Source organism: Paracoccus sp. (in: a-proteobacteria) (genome assembly GCF_030538755.1).
Lineage (GTDB): Bacteria > Pseudomonadota > Alphaproteobacteria > Rhodobacterales > Rhodobacteraceae > Paracoccus.
On sequence record NZ_JAUNTJ010000026.1, the window covers coordinates 1 to 25,848 of the forward strand.

Annotated in this window: 27 protein-coding genes; 10 read left to right on the forward strand and 17 right to left on the reverse strand. The window is 65.4% G+C overall.

The genetic code is table 11. The features are described from left to right. Positions 1 to 469, reverse strand: a 469-nt coding sequence (locus tag Q4G14_RS13310; protein WP_303362245.1) for a TCP-1/cpn60 chaperonin family protein, incomplete at its 3' end; no start/stop codon positions are given. 35 nt (positions 470 to 504) lie between these two features. Further along, on the reverse strand, positions 505 to 792 hold the full coding sequence (groES, locus tag Q4G14_RS13315) for a co-chaperone GroES (RefSeq protein ID WP_303362246.1): 288 nt from the start codon (positions 790 to 792) through the stop codon (positions 505 to 507). Between the two features lie 213 nt (positions 793 to 1,005). Here groES and Q4G14_RS13320 point away from each other — a divergent pair, with 213 nt between their 5' ends. Further along, the gene (locus Q4G14_RS13320; protein ID WP_303362279.1) at positions 1,006 to 2,307 is read left to right on the forward strand and encodes a glycosyltransferase family 4 protein; all 1,302 of its coding nucleotides are present in this window, start codon (positions 1,006 to 1,008) and stop codon (positions 2,305 to 2,307) included. Between the two features lie 19 nt (positions 2,308 to 2,326). On the opposite strand, the gene hisG is transcribed toward Q4G14_RS13320, so the two are convergent. The 3 genes from hisG to hisS are packed head-to-tail and all read right to left on the reverse strand — an operon-like array spanning position 2,327 to position 5,546. Further along, the gene (gene hisG / locus Q4G14_RS13325; RefSeq protein WP_303362247.1) at positions 2,327 to 3,007 is read right to left on the reverse strand and encodes an ATP phosphoribosyltransferase; all 681 of its coding nucleotides are present in this window, start codon (positions 3,005 to 3,007) and stop codon (positions 2,327 to 2,329) included. Next, complete coding sequence (locus Q4G14_RS13330) at positions 3,004 to 4,065, reverse strand: ATP phosphoribosyltransferase regulatory subunit (protein ID WP_303362280.1); 1,062 nt, start codon at positions 4,063 to 4,065, stop codon at positions 3,004 to 3,006. Before Q4G14_RS13330 ends, hisG begins: the two co-directional genes overlap by 4 nt. Further along, the gene (gene hisS / locus Q4G14_RS13335) at positions 4,065 to 5,546 is read right to left on the reverse strand and encodes a histidine--tRNA ligase (RefSeq protein ID WP_303362248.1); all 1,482 of its coding nucleotides are present in this window, start codon (positions 5,544 to 5,546) and stop codon (positions 4,065 to 4,067) included. Before hisS ends, Q4G14_RS13330 begins: the two co-directional genes overlap by 1 nt. A 50-nt stretch (positions 5,547 to 5,596) precedes the next feature. On the opposite strand from hisS, the gene Q4G14_RS13340 reads away from it, so the two are divergent. Beyond that, positions 5,597 to 5,803, forward strand: coding sequence for a SlyX family protein (locus tag Q4G14_RS13340; protein WP_303362249.1), 207 nt, complete (start codon positions 5,597 to 5,599; stop codon positions 5,801 to 5,803). A 23-nt stretch (positions 5,804 to 5,826) separates the two neighbouring features. Here Q4G14_RS13340 and Q4G14_RS13345 read toward each other — a convergent pair whose 3' ends face one another. The 4 genes from Q4G14_RS13345 to Q4G14_RS13360 form a co-directional block, all read right to left on the reverse strand. Next, positions 5,827 to 6,738 (reverse strand): prephenate/arogenate dehydrogenase family protein, encoded by a 912-nt coding sequence (locus Q4G14_RS13345; RefSeq protein ID WP_303362250.1) that lies wholly within the window; start codon positions 6,736 to 6,738, stop codon positions 5,827 to 5,829. Then, positions 6,735 to 7,838 carry a histidinol-phosphate transaminase gene (gene hisC, locus Q4G14_RS13350; RefSeq protein ID WP_303362251.1) on the reverse strand — a complete coding sequence of 368 codons (1,104 nt, stop codon included), beginning with the start codon at positions 7,836 to 7,838 and terminating at the stop codon, positions 6,735 to 6,737. The genes Q4G14_RS13345 and hisC overlap by 4 nt, the downstream gene beginning before the upstream one ends. Before the next feature lie 64 nt (positions 7,839 to 7,902). Further along, the gene (locus Q4G14_RS13355; protein WP_303362252.1) at positions 7,903 to 8,340 is read right to left on the reverse strand and encodes a GNAT family N-acetyltransferase; all 438 of its coding nucleotides are present in this window, start codon (positions 8,338 to 8,340) and stop codon (positions 7,903 to 7,905) included. 66 nt (positions 8,341 to 8,406) lie between these two features. After that, the gene (locus Q4G14_RS13360) at positions 8,407 to 9,249 is read right to left on the reverse strand and encodes a MoxR family ATPase (RefSeq protein WP_303362253.1); all 843 of its coding nucleotides are present in this window, start codon (positions 9,247 to 9,249) and stop codon (positions 8,407 to 8,409) included. Between the two features lie 166 nt (positions 9,250 to 9,415). On the opposite strand from Q4G14_RS13360, the gene dksA reads away from it, so the two are divergent. The 4 genes from dksA to Q4G14_RS13380 all read left to right on the forward strand — a co-directional run bounded on the left by dksA (position 9,416) and on the right by Q4G14_RS13380 (position 14,635). Continuing rightward, positions 9,416 to 9,838 (forward strand): RNA polymerase-binding protein DksA, encoded by a 423-nt coding sequence (gene dksA / locus Q4G14_RS13365; RefSeq protein ID WP_303362254.1) that lies wholly within the window; start codon positions 9,416 to 9,418, stop codon positions 9,836 to 9,838. 178 nt (positions 9,839 to 10,016) lie between these two features. Next, on the forward strand, positions 10,017 to 11,153 hold the full coding sequence (locus Q4G14_RS13370) for an FAD-dependent oxidoreductase (RefSeq protein ID WP_303362255.1): 1,137 nt from the start codon (positions 10,017 to 10,019) through the stop codon (positions 11,151 to 11,153). Positions 11,154 to 11,265: 112 nt separating this feature from the next. Beyond that, positions 11,266 to 12,393 carry a peptide chain release factor 2 gene (prfB, locus tag Q4G14_RS13375; protein WP_303362256.1) on the forward strand — a complete coding sequence of 376 codons (1,128 nt, stop codon included), beginning with the start codon at positions 11,266 to 11,268 and terminating at the stop codon, positions 12,391 to 12,393. 1,126 nt (positions 12,394 to 13,519) lie between these two features. Next, complete coding sequence (locus Q4G14_RS13380; RefSeq protein ID WP_303362257.1) at positions 13,520 to 14,635, forward strand: patatin-like phospholipase family protein; 1,116 nt, start codon at positions 13,520 to 13,522, stop codon at positions 14,633 to 14,635. On the opposite strand, the gene Q4G14_RS13385 is transcribed toward Q4G14_RS13380, so the two are convergent. The 6 genes from Q4G14_RS13385 to Q4G14_RS13410 form a co-directional block, all read right to left on the reverse strand. Further along, on the reverse strand, positions 14,628 to 15,323 hold the full coding sequence (locus Q4G14_RS13385) for a DUF502 domain-containing protein (RefSeq protein WP_303362258.1): 696 nt from the start codon (positions 15,321 to 15,323) through the stop codon (positions 14,628 to 14,630). The genes Q4G14_RS13380 and Q4G14_RS13385 overlap by 8 nt on opposite strands. A gap of 101 nt (positions 15,324 to 15,424) precedes the next feature. Further along, on the reverse strand, positions 15,425 to 16,603 hold the full coding sequence (gene metK, locus Q4G14_RS13390; RefSeq protein WP_303362259.1) for a methionine adenosyltransferase: 1,179 nt from the start codon (positions 16,601 to 16,603) through the stop codon (positions 15,425 to 15,427). A gap of 1 nt (position 16,604) precedes the next feature. Beyond that, positions 16,605 to 17,993 carry an adenosylhomocysteinase gene (ahcY, locus tag Q4G14_RS13395; RefSeq protein ID WP_303362260.1) on the reverse strand — a complete coding sequence of 463 codons (1,389 nt, stop codon included), beginning with the start codon at positions 17,991 to 17,993 and terminating at the stop codon, positions 16,605 to 16,607. Between the two features lie 338 nt (positions 17,994 to 18,331). Next, the gene (locus tag Q4G14_RS13400; RefSeq protein ID WP_303362261.1) at positions 18,332 to 18,586 is read right to left on the reverse strand and encodes a DUF6522 family protein; all 255 of its coding nucleotides are present in this window, start codon (positions 18,584 to 18,586) and stop codon (positions 18,332 to 18,334) included. Beyond that, entirely contained in the window at positions 18,573 to 19,337 is a 765-nt protein-coding gene (locus Q4G14_RS13405; protein ID WP_303362262.1) for an RlmE family RNA methyltransferase, read from the reverse strand. The genes Q4G14_RS13400 and Q4G14_RS13405 overlap by 14 nt, the downstream gene beginning before the upstream one ends. Next, positions 19,337 to 20,458: a Ppx/GppA phosphatase family protein gene (locus Q4G14_RS13410; RefSeq protein WP_303362263.1), complete on the reverse strand. Its 1,122-nt coding sequence runs from the start codon at positions 20,456 to 20,458 to the stop codon at positions 19,337 to 19,339. The genes Q4G14_RS13405 and Q4G14_RS13410 overlap by 1 nt, the downstream gene beginning before the upstream one ends. 229 nt (positions 20,459 to 20,687) lie before the next feature. On the opposite strand from Q4G14_RS13410, the gene Q4G14_RS13415 reads away from it, so the two are divergent. Genes Q4G14_RS13415 through Q4G14_RS13425 form a run of 3 tightly spaced genes read left to right on the forward strand, consistent with a single transcriptional unit; the run spans position 20,688 to position 22,838 of the window. Continuing rightward, positions 20,688 to 20,969, forward strand: a complete 282-nt coding sequence (locus Q4G14_RS13415; RefSeq protein ID WP_303362264.1) for a virulence factor — start codon at positions 20,688 to 20,690, stop codon at positions 20,967 to 20,969. Between the two features lie 17 nt (positions 20,970 to 20,986). After that, positions 20,987 to 21,871, forward strand: coding sequence for a methylenetetrahydrofolate reductase (locus Q4G14_RS13420; protein ID WP_303362265.1), 885 nt, complete (start codon positions 20,987 to 20,989; stop codon positions 21,869 to 21,871). Between the two features lie 10 nt (positions 21,872 to 21,881). Next, complete coding sequence (locus Q4G14_RS13425) at positions 21,882 to 22,838, forward strand: methyltetrahydrofolate cobalamin methyltransferase (RefSeq protein ID WP_303362266.1); 957 nt, start codon at positions 21,882 to 21,884, stop codon at positions 22,836 to 22,838. A gap of 80 nt (positions 22,839 to 22,918) precedes the next feature. On the opposite strand, the gene Q4G14_RS13430 is transcribed toward Q4G14_RS13425, so the two are convergent. Together Q4G14_RS13430 and miaA are read right to left on the reverse strand one after the other, a co-directional pair. Continuing rightward, positions 22,919 to 24,028, reverse strand: coding sequence for an AraC family transcriptional regulator (locus Q4G14_RS13430; RefSeq protein ID WP_303362267.1), 1,110 nt, complete (start codon positions 24,026 to 24,028; stop codon positions 22,919 to 22,921). Between the two features lie 127 nt (positions 24,029 to 24,155). After that, positions 24,156 to 25,037, reverse strand: a complete 882-nt coding sequence (gene miaA / locus Q4G14_RS13435; protein ID WP_303362268.1) for a tRNA (adenosine(37)-N6)-dimethylallyltransferase MiaA — start codon at positions 25,035 to 25,037, stop codon at positions 24,156 to 24,158. A 76-nt stretch (positions 25,038 to 25,113) separates the two neighbouring features. Between miaA and pyrH the strand changes: the two genes are divergently transcribed. Next, a complete protein-coding gene (gene pyrH, locus Q4G14_RS13440) occupies positions 25,114 to 25,848 on the forward strand; it encodes a UMP kinase (RefSeq protein WP_303362269.1) in 735 nt (244 codons plus the stop codon).

The window sequence follows — 25,848 nt, forward strand, 5'->3', positions numbered from 1 at the left end:
AGGCTTCGCCGTTGGCCGAGATGGTGCCGACCTGCGCGACTTCGGCGCTGTCGTTGACCGGGCGGGCGGCGGCTTTGATCGCCTCGACAACCTTGCCGGTCGCCAGGTCGATGCCGCGTTTCAGATCCATCGGGTTCATGCCGGCGGCGACGGCTTTCATGCCTTCGCGCACGATGGCCTGAGCCAGAACGGTGGCGGTGGTGGTGCCGTCGCCGGCTTCGTCATTGGTGCGGCTGGCCACTTCGCGGACCATCTGGGCACCCATGTTTTCGAACTTGTCGGCCAGTTCGATTTCCTTGGCGACCGACACACCGTCCTTGGTGATGCGGGGCGCGCCGAAGGATTTGTCGATCACGACGTTGCGGCCTTTCGGACCCAGCGTAACCTTGACCGCATCGGCCAGAATGTTGACGCCTTTCAGCATCCGGTCGCGGGCGTCGGTATTGAACTTGACTTCTTTCGCAGCCATTTGAATCTCCTGAATTTAGTTGGAAGGATCGACGATCAGGCCAGAATGCCCAGAATGTCGCTTTCCTTCATGATGAGCAGTTCCTCACCATCGACCGTCACTTCGGTGCCCGACCATTTGCCGAACAGAACGCGGTCGCCCGCCTTGACCGCCGGTGCGATCAGCTCGCCCGAATCCTTGCGCGCGCCTTCGCCCACGGCGATGATTTCGCCTTCAGCGGGCTTTTCCTTGGCGGAATCGGGGATAATCAGCCCGCCCTTGGTTTTTTCTTCAGATTCGACGCGGCGAACCAGCACGCGGTCGTGCAGCGGTTTGAATGCCATAGTGAACACTCCGTTTCAGGTTTCAGTGTTTCTGTTGGCACTCGCTTTTGGTGAGTGCCAATGGCGCTGATCTAGGGGGCATGATGGGCGCTGTCAACGGGTGCTTTCCGATTTTGCATTAACTACGATCTCATTATTCTCATTGACTTCATGCTAGGATTGTTACAAAAATTTCAGTGTGTTATGTTGCTTTTGTGTGTGTGATGTGCGGTAATCCCCCCCCCCCCCCGAGTGTTGGTGATAGCTGAGGCTGCGAATCCTGAATGGGTATCGGTGCCGCTGGTAGGATGGTCAGTTGCAAATGCGCTGCGCCGCGTGGCTGACGTTCATCTGGTCACACAGATCCGCAACCGTGACGCAATCTTGCGTGCCGGTCTGGTCGAGGGGCGCGATTTCACCGCCATTGACAGCGAGGCGTTGGCCGCGCCGATGTGGCGGCTGGCACAGCGGCTGCGCGGCGGCAAGAATGTCGGCTGGACGATTAACACCGCCATCTCGTCACTGAGCTATGGCTTTTTCGAGCATCTGATCTGGCGCAGATTCGGGGCAGAGATCCGGGCGGGCAAATGGGATCTGGTGCATCGGGTAACGCCGCTGACGCTGACCGCCAACAGCCTGATCGCGCCCCGTTGCCGCCGCGCAGGGGTGCCATTTGTTGTCGGGCCGCTGAACGGCGGTGTGCCATGGCCCAGGGGCTTCGCCACAGAACAGCGGCGCGAAAAAGAGTGGCTGTCTCATCTGCGCGGCATTTACAAGATGATGCCGGGGCGGGCCAAGACACTGGCGGCTGCCAATGTCATCATGTGCGGATCACGTTATGCGCTGGCCGAAATCCCCGCCCGCCACTGTCACAAGGCCGTGTGGCTGCCTGAAAATGCCATTGATCCCATCAGATTCAGCCTGCTGGCCCAGCAACCCGGCACTTTGCCGCTGCGGGCCTGTTTCATCGGTCGCCTGGTGCCGTTGAAGGGGGTTGATATGGCGATTACCGCCGCACTGCCATTGCTGCGGGATGGGAGGATGTGTCTGGACATCATCGGTGAAGGCCCAGAGGAGGACAATCTAAAGGCGCTTGTGGCGCGCGAAGGCGTGACGTCGGCCGTTACCTTTCACGGCTGGCTGGATCACACTCAATTGCAGAAAGTCGCGGTCAACAGTCACCTTCTGACCTTTCCCTCGATCCGCGAATTCGGTGGCGGGGTGGTGCTTGAGGCGATGGCGCTTGGGATTGTCCCGGTCGTGGTGGATTACGGCGGTCCGGGCGAGTTGGTGACGCCGGACACCGGTTTCAAGGTCGCGATCGGTCCGCGCGAACAGGTTATCGCTGATCTGCGCGCCTTGCTGGAACGGGTTGCGGCAGATCCCTCGGCCCTGCCGGGCATGGCTGTGGCGGCGCGGGCGCGGGTTCAGGCAGATTTTACCTGGGACGCCAAGGCGCGGCAGATCGAACAGGTCTGGCGTGCGGTTCTGGCCGGTACGCAGCCGCTGCCGCGGCCTCTGGCGCCACCGGTTTAGGTGGTCGCGGACCGCGGCTTCATGCAAGGCTCAGGCGGCGCAGCAGGTCGATGGTTTCGGGCATATCCATCGCCGCACGCCGCGCAAACAGCGTTGCCTGCGATTGCAGGATGGGTGGTTCGTTCAATATTTTCAGGTGGTTGGCGCGCAGGGTTTCGCCGCTGCTGGTGATGTCGGCGATGGCCTCGGCGGTCTGGTTGGCGACGGTGCCTTCGGTCGCGCCCTGACTGTCCACCAGTTGATAATCGGCGACTTCGTGCGCGGCCAGCCATGCCCGCACCAGCCGGTGATATTTCGTCGCGATCCGCAGGCGGAACCCGTGTTCGGCGCGGAAATCGCGCGCGACCGAGGCCAGATCGTCCAGATCGTCGCAATCGGCCCAGCAGGCGGGCACGGCCAGAATCAGGTCGGCATGGCCAAAGCCCATCGGCGTGATCTCGGCCACGTCCGAGGCCCAGCCGGGCAGCTTTTCCCGCACCAGATCGGTGCCGGTCACACCCAGTTCGATGCGCCCGGCGGCCAGTTCGCGCGGGATTTCGCCCGCTGACAGCAGCACCAGCGACAGGTTGTCCACCCCCTCGACCCGGCCGGCATATTCGCGATCAGACCCGGCGCGTGACAGGCGCGCGCCGCGATCCGCGAACCAGTCGAAGGTCTGCTCCATCAGCCGCCCCTTGGAGGGCACACCAAGGCGGATCATGCCGCGCCCTCCAGTTCGGCGACAAGGCCGGGGCGGATGATGCCGCCCACAGCCGGGATCGCACGGCCTTTGCCCAGAACGGCGGTCAGCGCGTCATAGCGCCCGCCGGATGCGACCGGGGGCCAGCCGCTGCGGTCGGGGGCGGTAAAGGTAAAGGTGAAACCGTCGTAATATTCCATCGTGCTGCGCCCGTGGCTGGCGTCAAAGATCATGCTGGCCGGGTCGATCCCATGCGCTGCAATGGCATCCAGCCGGGTTGCCAGCCTGTCGGTGGCGGGGGCGATGGCGGGCATGTCACGGGCCAGATCGCGCAGCGTTACCACGGCCTGCGGGGCAGGGGCGCGCAGGGCCATCAGCCGGGCCAGCCGGTCCTGCCATTCGGGCGCAAGCGGGGCCTGAGCCATGTCGGCCTGCATCCGGGCGATGCGCGCGGCCATCTCGGCCTTGCTGCGCAGCCCGTTCCACGGCGCATCGCTGGCGGGGAAATCGCGCGGCGTGGCGGGGGCGGAAAACCGTGCCAGCAACCGCTGAAACCGGCCCGGACGCCAGACGTGATGCAACAGCGCCGCGCGCCGCGCCTGCGGCAAGGGCAAGCCGCGCACCGCATCCAGCACCAGCGCCATATCGCCGGTTTCCGCCGTCAGCCCATGGGGTGCCAGCAGGCGGTGAAACAGCGCGAACACCTCGGCATCGGCGGCCGGATCGCGGCTGAACAACTCGAACCCGGCCTGCAAATATTCGGAATCGCGCAAGGCATCGGGGCGGGTGTCGCCCATGTCCTGCTTGCGAAACACCTCGCCCAGGTAACAATAGCGCGCCGGCTCTGCCCCGTTTTCCATATGCGCCTGCACCACCGGCACGGTGAAATCGGGGCGCAGCATCATTTCACCCCGGATCGGGTCAGAGGTGACATAGGCGCGGGCGCGGATGTCTTCGCCATACAGATCCAGCAGCGTGTCGGCGGGCAGCAGGATGTCGGGCGCAACCTCGGCTGCCCCGGCCTCGCGAAAGGCCGCCATCAGACGCTGGCCGATGGCCTGTTTGGCGCGTTTCGGGATCATGCCAGAATCCGCCGCACTTCCGCGACCAGATCGCTGCGCGCGACCTCGGTCTGGGCAGGCTGGGATTTCCATTCGTCATGCGTGGCCTCGGCGGCGATGCGCGCCCCAAGGATCAGGTCTTTCACCTGCACCACGCCCCGCGCCGCCTCGTCCGCGCCCTGGATGATGGCGACGGGTGAAGCGCGTTTGTCGGCATATTTCAACTGGTTGCCAAAGTTCTTGGGGTTGCCCAGATAAACCTCGGCCCGGATACCGGCGGCGCGAAGCTCGGCCGCCATGGCCTGATAATCGGCCATCCGGTCGCGGTCCATCACCGTCACGACAACCGGCCCGGCTGCCTCGGCCCCGGTCAGCCCCTTGGCGCGCAGCGCGGCCAGCAGGCGGTCAACGCCGATGGAAACACCGGTCGCGGGCACCTTTTGCCCGGTGAATCGCTCGACCAGCCCGTCATAGCGCCCGCCGCCCGCAACTGAACCGAACTGCCGCTTGCGCCCCTTTTCATCAAGGATTTCAAAGGTCAGCTCGGCCTCGAACACCGGGCCGGTGTAATAGCCCAGACCGCGCACCACGGAGGGGTCGATGACCGCCCGATCCTCGCCCACGCCAAGGCTGGCCAGCAGGTCGGCCATCTGCGCCAACTCGTCCACGCCCTCGGCCCCGGTGGCGGATGCGCCGATGGCGGCGCGCAGATTGGCCAGCGTGGCGGCGTTATCGGCGCCCTTGCTGGTCAGAAAGGCCAGCACCGGCGCTGCCTGATCCGGCGACAGGCCCACGCCGTCGATCACCGCGCCGCTGTCATCCTTGCGGCCCGTGGTCAGCAGCGCCAGCACGCCAGCCTCGCCCACCTTGTCGAACTTGTCGATCTGGCGCAGCACGTCGTCGGCCTGATCGTCGCGCACCTGCGCCGCCTCAAGCACGCCGTTCAGCACTTTGCGGTTGTTGATCCGCACGATGTAATCGCCGCGCGCGATGCCCACCGATTCCAGCGCATCGGCCAGCATGGCGCAGATTTCCGCATCGGCGGCCACGGATGCCGCGCCCACCGTGTCGGCATCGCATTGATAAAACTGCCGGAACCGGCCCGGCCCCGGCTTTTCATTGCGCCAGACCGGCCCCATGGCATAGCGCCGGTAGGGCGAGGGCAGGTCATTGCGGAACTGCGCCGCCACCCGCGCCAGAGGGGCCGTCAGGTCATAGCGCAGCGCCAGCCAGTCGCCCGCGCCGCCGCCGGGCACTTCGGCCTCTTGCCAGGCAAAGACACCGGCGTTGGGGCGATCCACATCGGGCAGGAACTTGCCCAGTGCCTCGACCGTTTCGACGGCGCTGGTTTCCAGCGGGTCAAAGCCGTGGCGGTGATAAACCTCGGCGATCCGGTCCAGCATCGCCTTGCGTTCTGTCACATCCGCGCCAAAATAGTCGCGAAAGCCCTTGGGCGTGTCTGCCTTGGGACGGGGCTGTTTCTTTTGATCTTTTGCCATGATCGCTGCCTTTCGGGCCGGTTGCGGGCGGTCTAGCGGATGGGGGCGTGATGGACAAGCGGATGAACCAGTTGGAAGAAACGGTGGCGCATCTGACGCGCACCGTCGATGAATTATCCGAGGTGGCCGCCCGGCAGGATCGCGAAATCACGCGCCTGACCGCGCGCGTCGAATCGCTGATGCGGGCCGAGGCAGAGCGCATCGCCGATACCGGCGGCACCATTCCGCTGGCCGATCAGCGCCCGCCGCACTGGTAACGCGCCGGGCTTGGGTTCAGCCCCTAGCCACCCCGGCCAAAGTCGGGTGCCGCCGTATCCTGCCCGGCCTCGATAATGCCGCGGCGGATGGCGCGGGTGCGGGTGAAATAGTCGTGCAGCAACTGCCCGTCGCCCATGCGGATGGCGCGCTGCAAGACGAACAGTTCCTCGGTAAAGCGGCCAAGGATGTCCAGCGTCGCCTCTTTGTTGTGCAGGAACACGTCGCGCCACATGGTCGGGTCGCTGGCGGCGATCCGGGTAAAGTCGCGGAAACCGGCGGCAGAGTATTTGATGACCTCTTCATCGGTGACGCGGCGCAGGTGATCGGCCACGCCGACCATGGTATAGGCGATCAGATGCGGGGTGTGGCTGGTGACGGCCAGCACCAGATCGTGGTGGATCGGGTCCATATCCTCGACCTGCGCACCCATGCCAAGGATCAGGTCGGTCAGCCGCTGTTTCGCCGCCGCATCCGTGTCGGGCAGGGGGGTCAGCAGCCACCAGCGGTTCACGAACAGCGTGGCAAAGCCCGAGCGCGGCCCCGATTGTTCTGTCCCGGCCAGCGGGTGGCCGGGGACGAAATGCACGCTGTCGGGCAGATGCGGGGCGACCGCCTCGATCACCGCCTGCTTGACCGAACCCACATCCGTGACCACGGCGCCGGGTTTCAGATGCGGGCCGATTTCGGCGGCAACGGCGGCCATCGCACCAACCGGCACGGCCAGCACCACCAGATCGGCACCCTTCACCGCATCGGCGGCACTGTCATGCACGCTGTCGCACAGCCCGATGTCTGCCGCCACCGCCCGCGTTTCCGCGCTGCGGGCATAGCCGGCGACATGCCGCGCCAGCCCGTTATCCCGCATGGCATGGGCCATGGACCCGGCGATCAGCCCCAGCCCGATCAAGGCCACCCGGTCGAAAATCACGCTCATTCCGCGCCCCTTTCATGGGCCATAAAGCCGCCGATGGTGTCGATCAGGCGGCGGCAGTCATCCTCGGTGCCGATGGTGATGCGCAGGCAGTCGGGCAGGTGATAGCCATCGACGCGGCGCACCAGAATCCCCGCCTCTCGCAGGGCGGCGTCACAGCGGCGCGCCTGTTCGGTGCTGGCAAAGCGGGCCAGCACAAAATTCGCATGGCTTTCGTCGCAGCCAATCCCCATCTGCACCAGCGATTGCCGCAGGAAATCGCGCAGGCGGGCGTTTTCATCGCGGCAAAAAGCGGTGAAATCGCGGTCCAGCACGGCGGCTTGCGCGGCATCCATCTGCGCATTCGACAGGTTGAACGGCTGACGGATACGCGCCAGCACCTCGATCAGCGGGCGCTGCGCATAGCCCCAGCCGATCCGTAACCCGCCAAGACCATAAATCTTGGAAAACGTCCGCGTCGCCAGCACATTCGGATAGGCGTCAGCCAAGGCGATGCCGGGATCATCGCAACCGGCGAACTCCATATAGGCGCCGTCATGGATCAGCAGAATATGCGGGGGCAGCGCAGCGGCCAGCCGGTCAAGCGCGGCGCTGTCCAGCATGGTGCCGGTCGGATTGCCGGGGTTGGTCACAAACACAACCCGCGTGCGGTCGGTGACGGCGGCCAGAATAGCGTCCACATCCACGCGCCGGTCGCGTTCCTCGACGATCACCGGCACGGCCCCCACGGCGCGGGCCAGGATCGGATACATGGAAAAGCCATGCCGGGTGATGATCGCCTCATCCCCCGCACCGACGAAAGCCTGCATCGCGAATTGCAGCACCTCGTCTGATCCGACGCCGCAGATGATCCGTTCCGGGTCCAGCCCGTGAACCTGCCCGATGGCCGCGCGCAAAGGCCCGTGATCGGTGGCCGGATAGCGGTTCAGCGCGGTCGCCGCCGCCTCGAACGCGGCCTGCGCGGCGGGGCTGCACCCATGCGGATTTTCGTTCGCCGACAGTTTCAGCACATGGTCATGCCCGGCAATCTTCGCCTCGCCGCTGACATACAGCGCGATGTCCATGATGCCGGGCTTGGGCACAAGGGCGGATTGATCTGACATGAGACACGCCTTTCCTGACAGGATGCCCCCTTTAACGGCGCGCAGGGGGCAATCGCAAGCACCGTCAGCCGGGCCGCATATAGCGGATAAACGGCGTGCGCTGCCCCACCCGGTCATACAACATCCGCCCGGCATAATTATCCTCGGCGGTCAGCCAATAGACGGTCGGAACCCCGGCCAGATCAGCCGCCCGGTAAACCGCTTCGATCAAGGCCCGGCCCACGCCCCGCCCGCGTGCATCCGGCGCGGTGAACAGGTCTTGCAGATAACATACCCCTTCGGGCCGCCACAGGTTCGGATGGTAAACGTAATGCACCAACCCCAACAGACACCCGCCATCCTCGGCCACAAGCCCGTGAAAATCCCCACCCGTCAGCCGCGCGAAAGCCTGATCGTAGAACGACCCGGCCAAGCCCTCGCGCCGATAAAAGGCATGATAGCCCTCATAAAGCCGCTGCCACGCCGCGCGATCCTCTGGCGCAACCGACCGAACCCGAACCATGCCACACCTGTCTTTCGTTTGAAAATATCCCGGGGGTCCGGGGGCTGGCCCCCGGACCGGCCTCGCCTAACGCCCCTGACGCCGCGCCATAAAGGCCAGCCGCTCGAACAGCGCCACATCCTGTTCATTCTTCAACAGCGCGCCATGCAGACGCGGCAGCATCTGGTCGGGGGCCTTTTTCAGATCCTCGGGCGCCAGATCTTCGGCCAGAATCAGCTTCAGCCAATCCAGAAACTCGCTGGTCGATGGCTTTTTCTTCAGCCCCGGAACCTCGCGCAGCTCGATGAACTGGCGCAGCGCCTCGTCCAGCAGGCGCGGCTTCAGGCCGGGGTAATGCACCTCGACGATCTGCTTCAGCGTTTCGGCGTCGGGAAAACGGATATAGTGGAAAAAGCACCGGCGCAGGAATGCATCGGGCAGTTCCTTTTCGTTGTTCGAGGTGATGATGACCACCGGGCGCTGACGGGCGCAGATGGTTTCGCCGGTCTCGTAAACGTGAAACTCCATCCGGTCCAGTTCCTGCAACAGATCGTTGGGGAACTCGATGTCGGCCTTGTCGATCTCGTCGATCAGCAAAACCACACGGCCCTCGGCCTCGAAGGCCTGCCACAGCTTGCCGCGCCGGATATAATTGGCCACATCGTGAACCCGCGCATCGCCCAGCTGGCTGTCGCGCAGCCGCGATACGGCGTCGTATTCATAAAGCCCCTGCTGCGCCTTGGTGGTTGATTTCACATGCCATTCCAGAATCGGCAAGCCCATGGCGGCGGCCACCTGCCGGGCCAGTTCGGTCTTGCCGGTGCCGGGTTCGCCCTTGACCAGCAGCGGGCGTTCCAATGTGACGGCGGCGTTCACCGCGACGGCAAGATCTGGCGGAGCAACGTAATTTTCGGTTCCTTCAAAGCGCACCAGCAGCCCCTTTCTTGCCTTGTGACGCGGCGAAACCTAGCCGGACGTTGCGCCCCCCGCAACCTTCGCGCAAAGGTCAGGGCAATTGACCCGTGACAAGCGGTGATCCATCCGTTAAGCGGGCGGCGGAAACGCGGACCAGTGCACGGCATCAGCCGGAGGTGTTATGAAAGCCCAGACCTTCCTGCCGCAGGATTACCGTCCCGCCGAGGACGAGCCGTTCATGAATGATCGGCAGCTTGAATATTTTCGTCGCAAGTTGCAGGCGTGGAAGCAGGAACTGCTGGATCAGTCCGCCGAGACGCTGGAAGGTTTGCAAGACAGCGCCCGCAATGTCCCCGACCTTGCTGACCGCGCGTCCGAGGAAACCGACCGCGCCATCGAGTTGCGCACCCGCGACCGTCAGCGCAAGCTGGTGTCGAAAATCGACGCAGCCCTGCGCCGCATCGACAATGGCGAATACGGCTATTGCGAGATGACCGGGGAACCGATCAGCCTGAAACGTCTCGACGCCCGCCCCATCGCCACCATGACGCTTGAGGCGCAGGAAAAGCACGAACGCAAGGAACGTGTGCATCGCGACGACTGATGGCGGGGTGGCGGTCGGCTGATCTGCCTTCTCGCCCCTGACGCTGCTGCGGCAGGGGGGGCACCTGAGCGGCTGTCACGGAACCGGCTTTGCCAACGGGTAAGCAGACCGGCGGTGCGGCGCATATGCCGCAGACCGCTGCGCTTGCCGCACCCCAGTCCAAGGGTTACGCTGCGGCATGACCAGCACTCGACCCTCATCATTGCGCAACCGCCCCGTCACCATCATCGGCGCAGGGGTGGCCGGGCTGACCGCCGCCACCGCATTGGCGCAGCGGGGCGCACAGGTGACAGTGCTGGAACAGGCCGATGCGCTGCGCGAAGTCGGCGCGGGGCTGCAAATCTCGCCCAATGCGGGCCGGGTGCTGGCGGCGCTTGGGCTGGCCGAGGCGGCGGATGCCGTGTCGCTGCGCTCGAACGGGGTGCGGATGCACAGCGCCGCCGGACGGCGGCTGGTGCAGCTTGACCTGCCCGCACGCCAGCCCGACGCACCGTTCCGCCTGTTCCACCGCGCCCGGCTGGTCGAGATGCTGGAACAGGCCGCGCGCGACGCAGGGGCACAGATTCGCCTGAACACCCCGGTCGAGGAACTGCCCACAGCGCCGCTGCTGATCGGGGCGGACGGGCTGCGCAGCATGGTGCGCGCGGCGCTGAACGGCCCGGCGCGGCCCTTCTACACCGGCCAGACCGCATGGCGGATGCTGATCCCCGACGATGGCACAGCGCCCTGGGCCGACCTGTTCATGGGACCGGGGCGGCATCTGGTCAGCTATCCCCTGACCGGAGGGCTGCGCAATATCATCGCCGTGCTGGCCCGCCCGCATTGGAAATCCGAGGGCTGGTCCTATGCCGACAGCCCCGCCAACCTGCGCCGTGCCTTTGCCGGCTTTGGCGGGCCGGTGCCGGGCTGGCTGGCGCAGGTGCAGGAAACCGGAGTCTGGGGCCTGTTCCGCCACGATGTCGCCCGACGCTGGCACGACGACAGCCGCGTTATCATCGGCGATGCCGCCCATCCGACGCTGCCCTTCATGGCGCAGGGCGCCGCGATGGCAATCGAGGACGCCTGGCAACTGGCCGCCTGTCTGGACGCCGACGCCGATCAGCCCGCCGCGCTGGCCCGGTTCCAGTCGCTGCGGCAGGATCGCTGCACCCGCATCGTCGCCGCCGCCAGCCGCAATGCCACCGCCTATCACCTGCAAGGCCCCGCCGCACTGGCGGCCCGTATCGGGCTGCGCGGCATCGGGCGCTTTGCCCCCGACCGTCTGGCGGGGCAATTCGACTGGATCTACGGCTACGATCCATGCGCCGTGGCCTGATGGCTTCCTGTTTGCCTAAATACGCAAAATCCGGCCGTGCCGCACGATCCCTTGCCCGCGCCCCTTGCACAGGCTATCACGCCTAACCAATCCGACCCAAAGGCACGAACCCATGCGCGCAGAAACTCAGGCCACCATTGAAGCGATCCGCAAATCGCTGATCCTGCTTGCTCAACGCATGGATTGGGACACGGCGCCGCACCGGCTGGAAGAAATGAATGCCATGATCGAGGATGGCGACCTGTGGTCCGATCCGGCCCGCGCGCAGAAACTGATGCGCGACCGGCAGGCGCTGTCGGATGCGGTCGAAACCTATCGCCGGCTGAGCCAGGACCTTGATGACAATGCCGAATTGATCGAACTGGGCGAGGCCGAGGGCGATGACGAAGTGGTGGCCGAGGCCGAGGCGGCGCTGAAATCCCTGCGCGAAACCGCTGCGCAAAAGGAACTGGAGGCCCTGCTGAACGGCGAGGCCGATGGCAATGACACCTTTCTGGAAATCAACGCGGGCGCGGGTGGCACGGAAAGTTGCGACTGGGCCTCGATGCTGGCGCGGATGTATGTTCGCTGGGCCGAAAAGCGCGGCTATCAGGTTGAACTGATTTCCGAAAACGCCGGAGACGAGGCGGGTATCCGCAGCGCCGCCTATAAGATCAGCGGGCATAATGCCTATGGTTGGCTGAAATCCGAAAGCGGCGTTCACCGGCTGGTTCGGATCAGCCCCTATGACAGCGCGGCGCGGCGGCATACGTCTTTTTCGTCGGTCTGGGTCTATCCGGTTGTCGATGATAACATCGAAATTACCATTCCCGACAACGACATACGGATCGATACCTATCGGTCGTCGGGGGCGGGCGGGCAGCACGTCAACACCACCGATTCCGCCGTGCGGATCACGCACCTGCCGACCGGGATCGTTGTCACCAGCAGCATGAAATCGCAGCACCAGAACCGCGAGGCGGCGATGAATGCCCTGCGGTCGCGGCTGTATCAGGTCGAGCTGGATCGCCGGAATGCGGCCATCAACGCGCAGCATGACGCCAAGGGCGATGCGGGTTGGGGCAACCAGATCCGGTCTTATGTGCTGCACCCTTATCAGATGGTGAAAGACCTGCGCACATCCGAGGAAACCAGCGATACGCAGGGTGTTCTGGACGGCGATCTGGATGCGTTCATGGCCGCGACTCTGGCGATGGATGTGGCGGGCAAGAGCCGGGCCGAGGCCAACGCCGAGGACTGATGCTCTGCCGTGCCGGGTGGCGCGGTTGTGATGCGTATTTATCACAAACAGGAAGCATGGGGGCGCGCAACGGCTGCGGGCGTTGCGGTGCTGTGCCTTGCGCAACGCTGATGCGTTTGGGGCAGGGAATGCTGGGTTTTTCGCTGCACAGACCGTGCACCGGGTGTACACAAGCTGTGCACAAACTGTGCACAGCCTGTCGGGGTTTTCAGCGTTTTTCTGTCGCCAGATGCAGCGCGAGGCCGGGCAGCACTGTTGCCATCAGCCAGCGCCCAGCCGGGATGGCGGGCCAGAAACAGCGCCACGGCCCCTGCGCCAAGCGCGATCATTGCGTTCATGGTGATGCTGATCGAGATTTGCATCGTGGCCAAGGTCAGCGATTGTGCCAGCACCGATCCGCTGCCCGGCTGGATGAACTGCGGCAGCGCGACTGATATATCGCCGCGATCTTAAGCTTCAGCAGGTTGGTGACAAAGCCCATGAGGAACAGCCGTCGGACGCTGTCATGGGGCAGGGTGCGCGGGGCAAGGACCGCTTGCGCGCCGGGGCGCAGCGCCTGTCAGGCCCGCCGCAGCAGATAGGCCGCGCCGAGCAGCCGCAGCGCGTCATAGGCTCGGGGCACCTGGCATGACCAGCGCGGTGATTCCGAAGGCCGCGCTGAGCATGTAGGACACGAAACTCAGGGGATTCGGGCCTGCGAGATCAGGGCGAAGGCGATCAGGCGGGTGGATCGGGCATTGTGACCTCGGCGGCGGGGGTGCGGCCGCGAGGCTGGTGTCTGGTATCCGGGCGGCGATGGGCGGGTTGGGGGATGCGTATTTATTACAAACAGGAAGCATGGGTGCGTGCGGGGTGTCGGTTTGCGCGGCCGTGCGGTGCCTGGCAACCTGTTGTGATATTCGGCGGGGCGGGTGCCGGATTGGCTGTTTGTCAGGCCCGGATCGGCGCGACCGGTTGGCGGGGCTTGCGAAGGTTTTCACAAAGCTGGGCGGCTGTGCCGAAGCTCTTGTCCGGGTGGCGTCATATCGGACGCAACGGAAACCGGCTTTGCCGCGTTCAATCTTTGCGCTGAATCGCGGCATGGTTTAACCGGCATCCTGCCACCCCCCAAAACGGAGACCGCAGCATGAAAGACAAATACATCAACCTTGCCCTGCAAGGCGGTGGCGCGCATGGGGCCTTTACCTGGGGGGTGATCGACCGGCTGCTGGACGAGGACTGGCTGCATATCGAGGGGATCACCGGCACCTCGGCCGGGGCGATGAACGGTGCCGCGCTGAAGGCCGGGCTGGCGGCGGGGGCCGGGGCCGGGCGGCGCGCGGCGCGGGTGAACCTGGCGCATCTGTGGTCTGAGGTCGGGCAGGCCAGCGACAACCGCGTGGTGCGCTGGCTGCATTCGATGTTCCCGGTTCCGCGCCAGTTCGAGCGGATGGCCGAGATATTTTCGCCCTTTGCCTGGATGGACAATCTGACGCGCTTTGTCAGCCCCTATGATTACGGTCCGTTCTATGTGAATCCGCTGGGCTCGATCCTGAAGACGCTGCCCTACCCGGATTTCGGCACGGACAAGGGGCCGCAGTTCTTTGTGACGGCCACCAATGTCCGCACCGGGCGGGTCAAGATCTTCACCGGCGATCAGGCGACGCCGGATGCGGTGATGGCCTCGGCCTGTTTGCCGACGCTGTTTCGCGCGGTCGAGATCACCGACCCGGCCACCGGCATTTCCGAAGCCTATTGGGACGGCGGTTATTCCGGCAATCCGGCGCTGTTTCCGCTGTATACCCCCGATCTGCCGCGCGACATCGTGATCGTGAACATCAACCCGATGCGGCGCGACAACCTGCCCAAGACGCCCGCGGCGATTCAGGACCGGCTGAACGAGGTCAGCTTTAACGCGGCGCTGTTGTCGGAATTGCGGGCGATCAACTTTGTCAAACGGCTGTTTCAGGAACGCCGCGCCGCCAGCCGCCGCATTGGCGAGCTGAAGCTGTTCGACATGCTGAACGGTCTGTTCGACGAAAGGCGGCTGGCGAACCAGCAGATGAAGGATGTGCTGGTTCACATGATTCTGGACGACGAGCTGATGACGAATCTGACCGCGCGCACCAAGATCATGCCCGATCCCGGCCTGCTGGGGCAGATGATGGCCTGCGGTCAGGACGCCGCCGACCGCTGGCTGGACCAGAACGCCGATGCGCTGAATCGGCGCGATACGGTCGATCTGTCGGCGCTGTTTACCTGAGGGGCGTGGCGGTTTCCGGCGTGGCGGGCGGGGTCGGGTAAACCAGCCCGGCCGAGATAATCAGCTTGGCCGCGTCCTCGATGCTCATATCCAGCAGGATGACGTCGCTGGCGGGGACATAGAGCAGAAAGCCGGTGGTCGGGTTGGGGGTGGTCGGCATGAACACCGCCAGCATCGGCTGGTCGTTCAGCGCGGCGATTTCGCCCTTGGCCGGGCCGGTGACAAAGGCCAGTGCCCAGACCTCTTTGCGCGGGTATTCGATCAGGCAGGCGCGGTCAAAGCGCGCCTCGGACTGTGACAGGATGGTTTCGGCGATCTGTTTCAGCCCGCCATAGACGGATCGCACGATGGGCATCCGGTCCACGATGCGTTCGCCGGTGCGGATCAGGTTGCGCCCGGCCCAGCCCTTGGCCAGCCAGCCGATCAGCACGGTAAAGGCCAGAAACAGCACCACGCCGACGCCGCGCAGCGGGATGCCGATGTAATGTTCGGGTCGCCAGCGGTTCGGCACCAGCGGCAGCACCCAGCCGTCGATCCAGCCGGTCAGCGTCCAGATCAGCCAGACGGTGATGCCGATGGGCGCGACCACGATCAGCCCGGCCAGAAAAGAGGATCGCAGCGCCGCCAAAACGCCGCGCCGGGCAGCGGGCGGAGGGGCAAGCGGCGGCAGGTTGTCGGGGTGTCGCATCGCTGGCCTTTGTGTGCTGGGGCAGGGGCGGTCAGTCGTCGCAGGTCCGTCGTCGCAGGGCGGGCAAAGAAAAACGGCGGCCCCGCAAGGCCGCCGCTGTGTCAGGTCAGCGCCGCTTGCAGCGCCTCGGCCCTGTCGGTGCGTTCCCAACTGAATGCCGTGGCCCCGTTCAGCGCATAGGGCTGGCGGCCAAAGTGGCCATAGCTGGCGGTCGGGCGATAGATCGGGTGCAGCAGATCCAGATCGCGGATGATGGCGAAGGGGCGCAGATCGAACACGTCGCGCACGGCGGCCACGATGCGGTCGTCGGCCACGGTGCCGGTGCCAAAGCTGTTGAGCGAGATCGAGGTCGGCTGCGCCTCGCCGATGGCATAGCTGACCTGAATCTCGCAGCGTTTGGCCAGCCCGGCGGCGACGATGTTCTTGGCGATCCAGCGCCCGGCATAGGCGGCAGAGCGGTCGACCTTGGACGGGTCTTTGCCGGAAAACGCGCCGCCGCCGTGGCGGGCCATGCCGCCATAGCTGTCCACGATGATCTTGCGCCCGGTCAGGCCGCAGTCGCCCACCGGGCCGCCGATGACGAAAGTGCCGGTGGGGTTGATGAAATACTTGGTCCGCTCCGACAGCCATTCGGCGGGCAGCACGGGGCGGATGATATGTTCCATCACCGCGTCGCGCAGGTCGTTCTGGCTGATGTCGGGGTTGTGCTGGGTGGACAGCACCACCGCGTCGACTCCGGCGGGGTGGCCCTGATCGTCGTAATGGAACGTCACCTGCGATTTCGCATCGGGGCGCAGCCATGCCAGCGTGCCGTCGCGGCGCACCTGCGACTGACGTTCGACCAGCCGGTGGGCATAGGTGATCGGGGCGGGCATCAGCACATCGGTTTCATCCGAGGCATAGCCGAACATCAGCCCCTGATCGCCCGCGCCCTGTTCCTCCAGGCTGGCGCGATCGACGCCCTGATTGATGTCGGGCGACTGCTTGCCGATGATGTTGATGACGGAACAGGTGTTGCCGTCGAAACCCACGTCGGACGAGGTATAGCCGATGTCGTTGATGACGCCGCGCACGATGCCTTCCAGATCAACCCATGCCGATGTGGTGATCTCGCCCGAGATGATCGCCACGCCGGTTTTCACCATGGTTTCGCAGGCGACGCGGGCGCGCGGGTCCTGGGCGATGATGGCATCCAGAACGGCATCGCTGATCTGATCGGCGATCTTGTCGGGGTGGCCTTCCGAGACGGATTCGGATGTGAACAGGGAATATTCGGTCATGTCAGTAACGATAATGTTCCGATTTGAAGGGGCCTTGCGGCGTGACGCCGATATAGTCGGCCTGTTCACGCGACAGTTCGGTCAGCTTGACGCCGATGCGGTCCAGATGCAGCCGCGCGACTTTTTCATCCAGCGCCTTGGGCAGGATATAGACGCCGGGGGCGTAGTCGTCGCCCTTGGTCCACAGCTCGATCTGGGCCAGCACCTGATTGGTAAAGCTGGCCGACATCACGAAACTGGGGTGGCCGGTGGCATTGCCGAGGTTCAGCAGGCGGCCCTGGCTTAGCAGAATGATGCGATTGCCCGAAGGCATTTCGATCATGTCCACCTGATCCTTGATATTGGTCCATTTGTGGTTGCGCAGGCTGGCGACCTGAATTTCATTGTCGAAATGGCCGATATTGCCGACGATGGCCATGTCTTTCATCTCGCGCATGTGTTCGATGCGGATCACGTCGCGGTTGCCGGTGGTGGTCACGAAAATGTCGGCGGTGGCGGCCACGTCTTCCAGCAGGACGACCTCGAACCCGTCCATCGCGGCCTGAAGGGCGCAGATCGGGTCAACCTCGGTCACTTTGACGCGGGCACCGGCCCCGGCCAGCGATGCGGCGCTGCCCTTGCCGACGTCGCCATAGCCGCAGACGACCGCGACCTTGCCGGCCATCATGACATCGGTGGCGCGGCGGATGCCATCGACCAGCGATTCCTTGCAGCCGTATTTGTTGTCGAATTTCGATTTGGTCACGCTGTCGTTGACGTTGATCGCCGGGAAGGGCAGCAGGCCGCGCTTGTGCAGGTCATACAGGCGATGCACGCCGGTGGTGGTTTCCTCGGACACGCCGCGGATGGCGTCGCGCTGTGCGGTGAACCAGCCGGGGCTGGCGGCAAGGCGGCGCTTGATCTGGGCGAACAGGGCCTCTTCTTCCTCGGACGTCGGGGTCTCGATCAGGGCGGTTTCGCCCGCCTCGACCCGCGCGCCCAGCAGGATATACATGGTCGCATCGCCGCCATCGTCCAGAATCATGTTGGCATGGCCGTCGAACTGGAAGATCTGGTCGGTATAGGACCAGTATTCGGTCAGCGTTTCGCCCTTGATGGCAAAGACCGGCACGCCCGATGCGGCAATCGCCGCCGCCGCGTGATCCTGCGTGGAATAGATGTTGCACGATGCCCAACGCACCTGCGCCCCAAGCGCCACCAGCGTTTCGATCAGCACGGCGGTCTGGATGGTCATGTGCAGGCTGCCCGCGATCCGCGCGCCCTTGAGCGGCTGTGCATCGCCGTATTCCGCCCGCAGCGCCATCAGGCCCGGCATCTCGGTTTCCGCAATGTCCAGTTCCTTGCGGCCAAATTCGGCCAGGCTGATGTCGCGGATAATATGGTCGGTCACAGCAGGCTCCTGTCCTTGTCGGATCATTCGCGCCGGGCATAGCCCAACAGGCCCGCAACCGAAAGAGGCAATGGCCGCGCCGCCATTTATGCAGTTAATGTTGCATATAGTGCAATATATGCCCAATCATATAGGTTGGACCGCCCGGAATTTCCCGCTATACGGGCGAGGTGACGGAGAACAAGCGCAGTATCTGCCAGCGCCAGCCCCACAAATATCGGCGTCTGCCCATGTTCGTTACCAGGTTTTCCAAAGTTTTTGCTTGCTTCTCCGTCACATAATCATCAATTTGCATTGAATGCAGATAAATTGCCCGACTCGCCCGTTTATGTGCGTGCTTATGGCGGGGCGGGGCGGTCAAATCGTGACTGGCCAAGGATATTGCCGCTGTCATCGACGGTCAGCCGGCACACGCGCGTTCCATATTGAAACACCAGCCGCCAGCGCCCGGCGTCGGTCCCTTCGCCGCGTTCGCAGCGGGTTGCAATTTGCCCGGCGCGCATCAGGTCGCGGAACGCCTGCTGCGTCAGATCGAAGGCAGCGGCGGGGATGGCGGCATCCACGGTAAAGGGGGGCAGGTCAGGCGGTGTCATCGGTCGTGTCGCCGTCATCGTCGCTGCGGCCGCGAAAGCCGGTGGCGACCACGAATTTTTCGCTGGAATCGCTGCGGCTGGCCGGGGGTTTGACGTTGGCGACCTTTTCAAAGTTGCGTTTGAGGATCGCCTGCATTTCGGTTTCCGCGCCGCCCGACAGCACCTTGGCGACAAAGGTGCCGCCCGGTTCCAGCACGTCAAAGGCCAGTTGCGCCGCCGCCTCGACCAGGGCCACGATGCGCAGGTGGTCGGTGCCCTTGTGGCCGGAACTGGCCGCCGCCATATCCGACATCACCACATCGGCGCGCCCGCCCAGCCACGCCTTTACCTTGTCGTCGGCGCCGTCTTCCAGAAAATCGAGCTGGTGGATTTCGGCCCCCGCGATCGGGTCCACCTCTTGCAGATCGACGCCCAGAACGGTGCCGCGCGGCTTGCCGGATTTTTCGCCCAGGGCATTCACGCGCGCCACCGCCACCTGACACCAGCCGCCCGGCGCGCAGCCCAGATCGACCACGCGCGCGCCGGGTTTCAGAAAGCCGTATTTGTCATCCAGTTCCAGTATCTTGAACGCCGCCCGCCCGCGATAGCCCTCGCGCTTGGCGCGGGCGACGTAGGGGTCGTTCAACTGCCGTTCCAGCCACAGCTTGGACGACAGCTTGCGCCCCTTGGCGGTTTTCACCCGCACCCGCAGGTCGCGCTGTCCGCGCCCCGATGATTTGCCGGTGCGGCTGCCTTTGCCGGTTGTCGTCATCAGCCCGTTCCTTCCATTCCGTCCGCCGTCAGCACGCCATCGCGCGCCATCTGGGCATAAAGCAAGCCTTCGCGCAGGCCACGGTCCGCGACCGACAGCCGCGTGGTGGGCCAGATCCGCATCAGCGTTTGCAGGATCGCCGCGCCCGACATGATAAGCGCGTGGCGTTCGCGGCCGATGCGCGGGTCGGTGCGGCGACCTTCGGGGCCAAGCGCCAGATAGGACCGGATCACCTTGTCGATCTGGTCGGTGGTCATGCTGAGGCCGTCCACCTTGTTGCGGTCATACCGGCGCAGGCCCAGATGGCTGGCCGCCACCGTCGTCACCGTGCCCGAGGTGCCGATGATCTGGAACGAGGGCGAGGGCGTGTCATAGGCATAGGGCGCGAAGCCCGACAGCATTTCTTCGAAATACCAGCTCATCAGGGCAAAGCGGCCCTGATCGTCCTCGACATCGGCGAACTGGTCGCGCAGCGTCGCCACACCCAGCGGCACGCTGATCCAGTCCACCACCCGCGCGCCGCCGGGCTGCGGGTTGCCGAACCCGTCGGCCAGCGCCAGAATCGCGCGCGAGCGTTTCGCCGGCTCGACGTCTTCGAGGTCGATCCAGACCAGTTCCGTCGATCCGCCGCCGATGTCCACGACCAGCAGTTGTTCGGTCTGCCGGCTGACCAGCGGCGCGCAGGAAATGACGGCCAGCCGGGCCTCTTCCTCGGCCTCGATGATTTCGACGGGCAGGCCGGTTTCGCGGCGGATCATGCGCAGGAAATCGCGGCTGTTGCGGGCGCGGCGGCAGGCTTCGGTGGCGACCAGCCGCATCCGGGCCACGCCATGCGTTTCCAGCTTGCGGCGGCAGACCTGAAGCGCGTGAACGGTGCGCGCCATCGAACTGCGGGACAAGCGCCCCGAAGCCTCCAGCCCGTGACCAAGCTGCACGGGCTTGGAAAAGCTGTCCACGACCTGAAACTGATTGCCGCGCGGTCGCGCAATCAGCATCCGGCACGAATTTGTTCCAAGGTCCAGCGCAGCATAAAGCTGCCCGTCCTCGGGGTTGCGGGTGCCAGAAGGCTCGACCGTGGGTTTCGGGAACGCGTCCGCACCCGCGGGACGCCTGGGCGCCATGGCAACGCCCTCCGATCTCAAGTTACTGAAAACGTAGCGGCTGACGTGGCGGCCTTCAAGGGCGTGTCGCTCATCAAAGTGATGAAAAGGTTTCATGGCCGGAACGGTTGCGGGTCTGCGGCAAAATCGCCAGAACGGCGGCGCAGGTCGCAAAATCCCCGCCATGGTCGCAACTGACACGCAGGGCCGCGCGACCGCCGATTAGGTGGGTGGCACAAGGGGGAACCGCATGTCCGAACTGACGCTGGTATTTTGGCGCGACATTCCTGCTCAGGTCACTCTGGGCAAAGGGCGGTCGGCGCAGCGCGTCATTCTGGCCGAACGGTTCGAAAAGGCCATCGACCGCGCGGCCATGAAGGCGGGTCTGTCCGGCAGCGACGCTTATCTGAACGAATGGCGTCGCGTCACCGTGCCGGGCGACGACCCGCAGGCCGAAGCCGCCCGGATCGAGGCAGAGTATGACGACGACCGTTTGCGGGCGCTGATTGCCCGCGACGGATTTGCCACCTGATCTGAAAGGCCGTTAGAATGTCGTTGATGCCATTCCGAGTAACTACTTCCCGCGCCGATGTGCCGCTGGCCGATTTCCTGCAAGGTGCCTCGATCGAGGTGATGCCGCGCACGGCTGCCGGTGTGGCCGATTTCCGCGCCATCCTGCCCGCCGGGACGCAGGTCTTTGTCGCGCATATCGACGGCACCGCCCAAGCCGATATGGTGGCCACCGTCGCCCGGCTGGCGGCCGAGGGCATGGCGCCCGTGCCGCACATCCCGGCGCGCATCGTGCCGGATCGCGCCACGCTGGCCGACTGGATCGCCGCCTATCGCGATGCCGGGGCCGACCGCGTGCTGCTGCTGGGCGGCGGTCTGGCTGCGCCGCGCGGCGCATTTGCCGATTCGATGCAATTGCTGGACACCGGCCTGTTCGGCGATTTCAAGACGCTGTTCGTCGCCGGCCACCCCGAGGGCAACCGCGACATCGACCCCGGCGGCGGCGAGGCCGAGGTGATGCGCGCCCTGCGCTGGAAGGCCGATTTTGCCGAACGCACCGGCGCGGATATGCAGATCGTCACCCAGTTCTGTTTCGAGGCGCAGCCGGTGATCGACTGGGCCGCGCGCTTGCAGGCGGCGGGTCTCGATCTGCCGATCCGCATCGGCGTGGCTGGCCCGGCCAAGCTGCAAACCATGCTGAAATTCGCCATCATGTGCGGCGTCGGCCCCTCGCTGCGGGTGCTGCAACGGCGTGCCCGCGACGTGACCAAGCTGCTGGTTCCCTATGAACCCAACGATTTCGCCGCCGCGCTGGCCCGGCACAAGGCCGCGAACCCGGATTTCCCGGTGATCGCCGCGCATATCTTCCCCTTGGGCGGGATTACCGCCAGCACCGACTGGCTGGCCCGCGCCAGCGCCGATTGAAAGGAGCATCATGACCCGCACCGTTTTGGAATCCGCCACGAAAACCGTCACCATCGGCTTTGACGAGCCGTTCTGCGTTATCGGCGAACGCATCAACCCCACGGGCCGCAAAAAGCTGGCGGCCGAGTTGGAGGCCGGGGATTTTTCCACCGTCGAAAAGGACGCGCTGGAACAGGTCGCCTGCGGCGCGGCGGTTCTGGATATCAACGCGGGCGTTGTTTACAACAGCAACCCCAACCCGAACGAGACCGAGCCGCCCCTGATGCGCAGGATGATCGAGCTGGTGCAGGGGCTGGTCGATGTGCCGCTGTGCATCGATTCCAGCGTGCCCGGCGCGCTGGAGGCCGGGCTGGCCGTCGCCAAGGGCCGCCCGCTGGTCAACAGCGTCACGGGTGAGGAAGACCGGCTGGAACTGGTTCTGCCGCTTGTCAAGAAATACAACGTGCCGGTCGTGGCGATTTCCAACGACGACACCGGCATCAGCGAAGACCCCGAGGTGCGCTTTGCCGTGGCGAAAAAGATCGTCGAACGCGCCGCCGATTTCGGCATTCCCGCGCATGACATCGTGGTTGACCCGCTGGTGATGCCGGTCGGGGCGATGGCGACGGCGGGGCAGCAGGTGTTCGCTCTGGTCCGCAAGCTGCGCGATGAACTGGGCGTGAACACCACCTGCGGCGCGTCGAACATCAGCTTTGGCCTGCCCAATCGGCACGGGATCAACGCCGCCTTTCTGCCGATGGCCATTGGCGCGGGCATGACCAGCGCCATCATGAACCCGGTCCGCCCCGCCGAGATGGAGGCGATCAAGGCCGCCAACATGCTGATGAACCACGACCCGAACGGCGGCGACTGGATCAGGTTCTCGCGCGTGATCGAGGCGGTTCACGGCGGCACCCCCTTTGCCGAAGCCGCGCAGGCGGTATCGGCGGCCAGTGCGGGCCGTCGCGGCGGGCGTCGTCGCGGCTGATCGGCGCGGCCGTTGTTGCGGGGGGGGCGGTCATCATCGGATGGCCGCCCTTTTTGCCGGGGGCTGGTCGGTCGGGCGGCTTAGCCGGCGTTGTCCAGTTCCGTCTGCGGTCTGCGGAAACTGTCGGGCAGGCGCCCGGTGCGGGCGACGAAGGCGCGGGTAAAGTGCGCCAGCCCGGTATAGCCCAGATCCCGCGCGATTTCGGCCAGCGGCTGCGGCGTGTCGCGCAGCAGGTGGACGGCGGTTTCGTGGCGCAGGTCGTGGATCAGTTCGATGGCCCGCCGTCCGCGCGTCTGACGGCAGGCGCGATCCAGCGTGGCGGTGCTGACGCCCATGGCTTCGGCCAGTTCGCCGACCGTGCGCCCGCCGCCCAGTTCCGCCGCCGCCAGTTGCATGAAGCGATCAACCAGCGGCAGATTCGGCAGGCTGTGCGTCAGCGCCGCAGGCTGGCGCATGGGCGGGTCCAGCCGCGACAGGCGCACCGCCAGCAGGCCCAGATGGCAGGTCACGGCGGCGCGGGCATCGGTGGTGTCGCGCGCCGCCTCGACCGCCAGATCGGACAGCGTGACCTGCAAGGCATGGGCGTTGTCGCCGATGCTGCCCAGCACCGGATGGCCGGGCAGGGCGGGCGTCAGATCGGTGCAAAGGTCCGGCCCAATCAACAGAACATGCCCCCGCGCCTGACCCAGGGGCAGGGTGGCAAAGCCGGTGCCGACCGGCAGAAACTGCACCGAGCCGGGGCCAAGGATCAGGCGGCGGCGCGGGAAATCCAGTTGCAGCGCCCCGCCCGTCACCCAGATCAGCACATGATCGACGCGGGTGCGCGGCTGCGGTGGCGTGCTGCGCGCGCCCCAGATGAACCCTTCGAGCGGCAGCAGGCGCAGCCCGCCCGGCCGCGGCACCGGGCGCTGCGCCACCGGCCGGTCCTGCACCGGCAGAACCGCTGCTGCGCCATCATGTTCGGCGGGCGCCACGGGCGTGGGCGGCGTGGCGGGCACGGCGCGGGGATAGAGCGCCCGCCCCTCGGGGATGAAAGCGGCGGTGATATTGGCGCGCGCAAGCCTGCCGCCGGCGATCTGTTCGGCGGGCAGGCTGACACCGGATTGGGCCAGCCCCTTGAACCGGCTGGGCGTAAAGGGCCACCCGTCACCGGAAAAGATGCGACCTGCGTCGGGCGTGTGCATGGCCATTGGCAACCCATGATTGCGCTGTCTTCGGCGGATTATTGCCGATTGAGCGTCGCTCACCAAGGGCTATTTGCATAAAATGTCAATGATCCCCGTTCTGTTGCGCGGTTGACGCAGTGGGAACCTTGCGTCACCCGACCGGCCAGTTCTGCCAGCCTTTCATCCGCGCCCGAAACCAGCTTCGCTGCGATTTGGCATATTGGCGGGTAGCGATGATCGCGCGCCCGGTCGCGTCAGCCAGCGTCAGCTCGCCGTGCAGATGGGCGATCAGCTCGGGCGCGCCGATGGCCCGCGCCCATTGCGCGCGCGCGTCCCACAGCGGCAGCATGGCCCGCGCCTCGTCCAGCGCGCCGGTGGCCATCATGGCGCAAAAGCGGCGCTCGATCCGGTCCGCCAGCCAGTCGCGATCCGCCTGCACCACAAGGCGCGTGGCGGCTTCAGGGCCGATCAGCGGCGGCGGCGTTTCGGCCTGCCATTCGGCCAGCCCGCGCCCGGTGGCCTGCAACACCTCCCACGCGCGCTGGACGCGGGCGGGGTTCAGGCAGTCGATGCGGCCGCGCGTCAGCGGGTCCAGCGCCGCGACCATGGCGGCCAGCCCGCCCTCGCCCGCCAGCAGCGCATCGCCCTGCGCGCGGATGCCGGGCGGGACCGGCGGCACCCAGGCCAGCCCCTGAGTCAGCGCGGTCAGATACAGGCCGGTGCCGCCCACCACGATCAGCCGCTGCCCCGACGCGATCAGCGCGCGCATATCGGCCAGCCAGTCGCCCACCGAATAGGCCCGCCCCGGCGCGACATGCCCATACAGCCGGTGCGGCGCCTGCATTTCCTCGGCCGGCGAGGGGCGCGCGGTCAGGATTCGCCAGCACGACCAGATCTGCAAGGCATCGGCATTCACGATCACGCCGCCCTGCGCCTGCGCCACGGCCAGCGCCAGCGCAGACTTGCCGCTGGCGGTCGGACCGGCGATCAGCAGATGCCTGTCGGGCGGGATTTGGGAAATCTGTTGCGTCATGCCATCTTGCGTCCGGTTGAACCCGCGCCGGTTTTGCGACATTTTCCCGCCCAAGGGAACACAGGGGGCCAGAAAGATGACAGACACCAACGGGGCACGGCCCACCAGCTATAACCGCGTCATGCTGAAGATTTCCGGCGAGGCGCTGATGGGCGATCAGGGCTTTGGCCTGCATCCGCCCACCGTCGCCCGCATCGCCGATGAGGTCGAATCGGTCGCCAAGATGGGGGTCGAGGTGTGCATGGTCATCGGCGGCGGCAATATCTTTCGCGGCCTTCAGGGCAGCGCACAGGGGATGGAGCGCACCACCGCCGATTACATGGGGATGCTGGCCACGGTGATGAACGCGCTGGCCATGCAATCCGCGATCGAGGCCAAGGGCCTGCACTGCCGCGTCATCTCGGCCATCCGCATGGATGAGGTGTGCGAGCCTTACATCCGCCGCCGCGCCGTCCGCCATCTGGAAAAGAAACGGATCTGCATCTTTGCCGCGGGCACCGGCAACCCCTATTTCACCACCGACACCGCCGCGACGCTGCGGGCCAATGAAATGGGCTGCGAGGCGATCTTCAAGGGCACCAAGGTCGATGGCGTCTATGACAAAGACCCCAAGAAATTCCCCGATGCCAAGCGTTACAACGACGTATCCTACGACGAGGTGCTGCAAAAGCATCTGGGCGTGATGGATGCATCCGCCATCGCGCTGGCCCGCGACAACCGCCTGCCGATCATCGTGTTTTCGCTGGACGAACCGGGCGGCTTCCGCGCCATTCTGGCGGGCGAGGGCACCTATACCCGCGTGCATAACTGA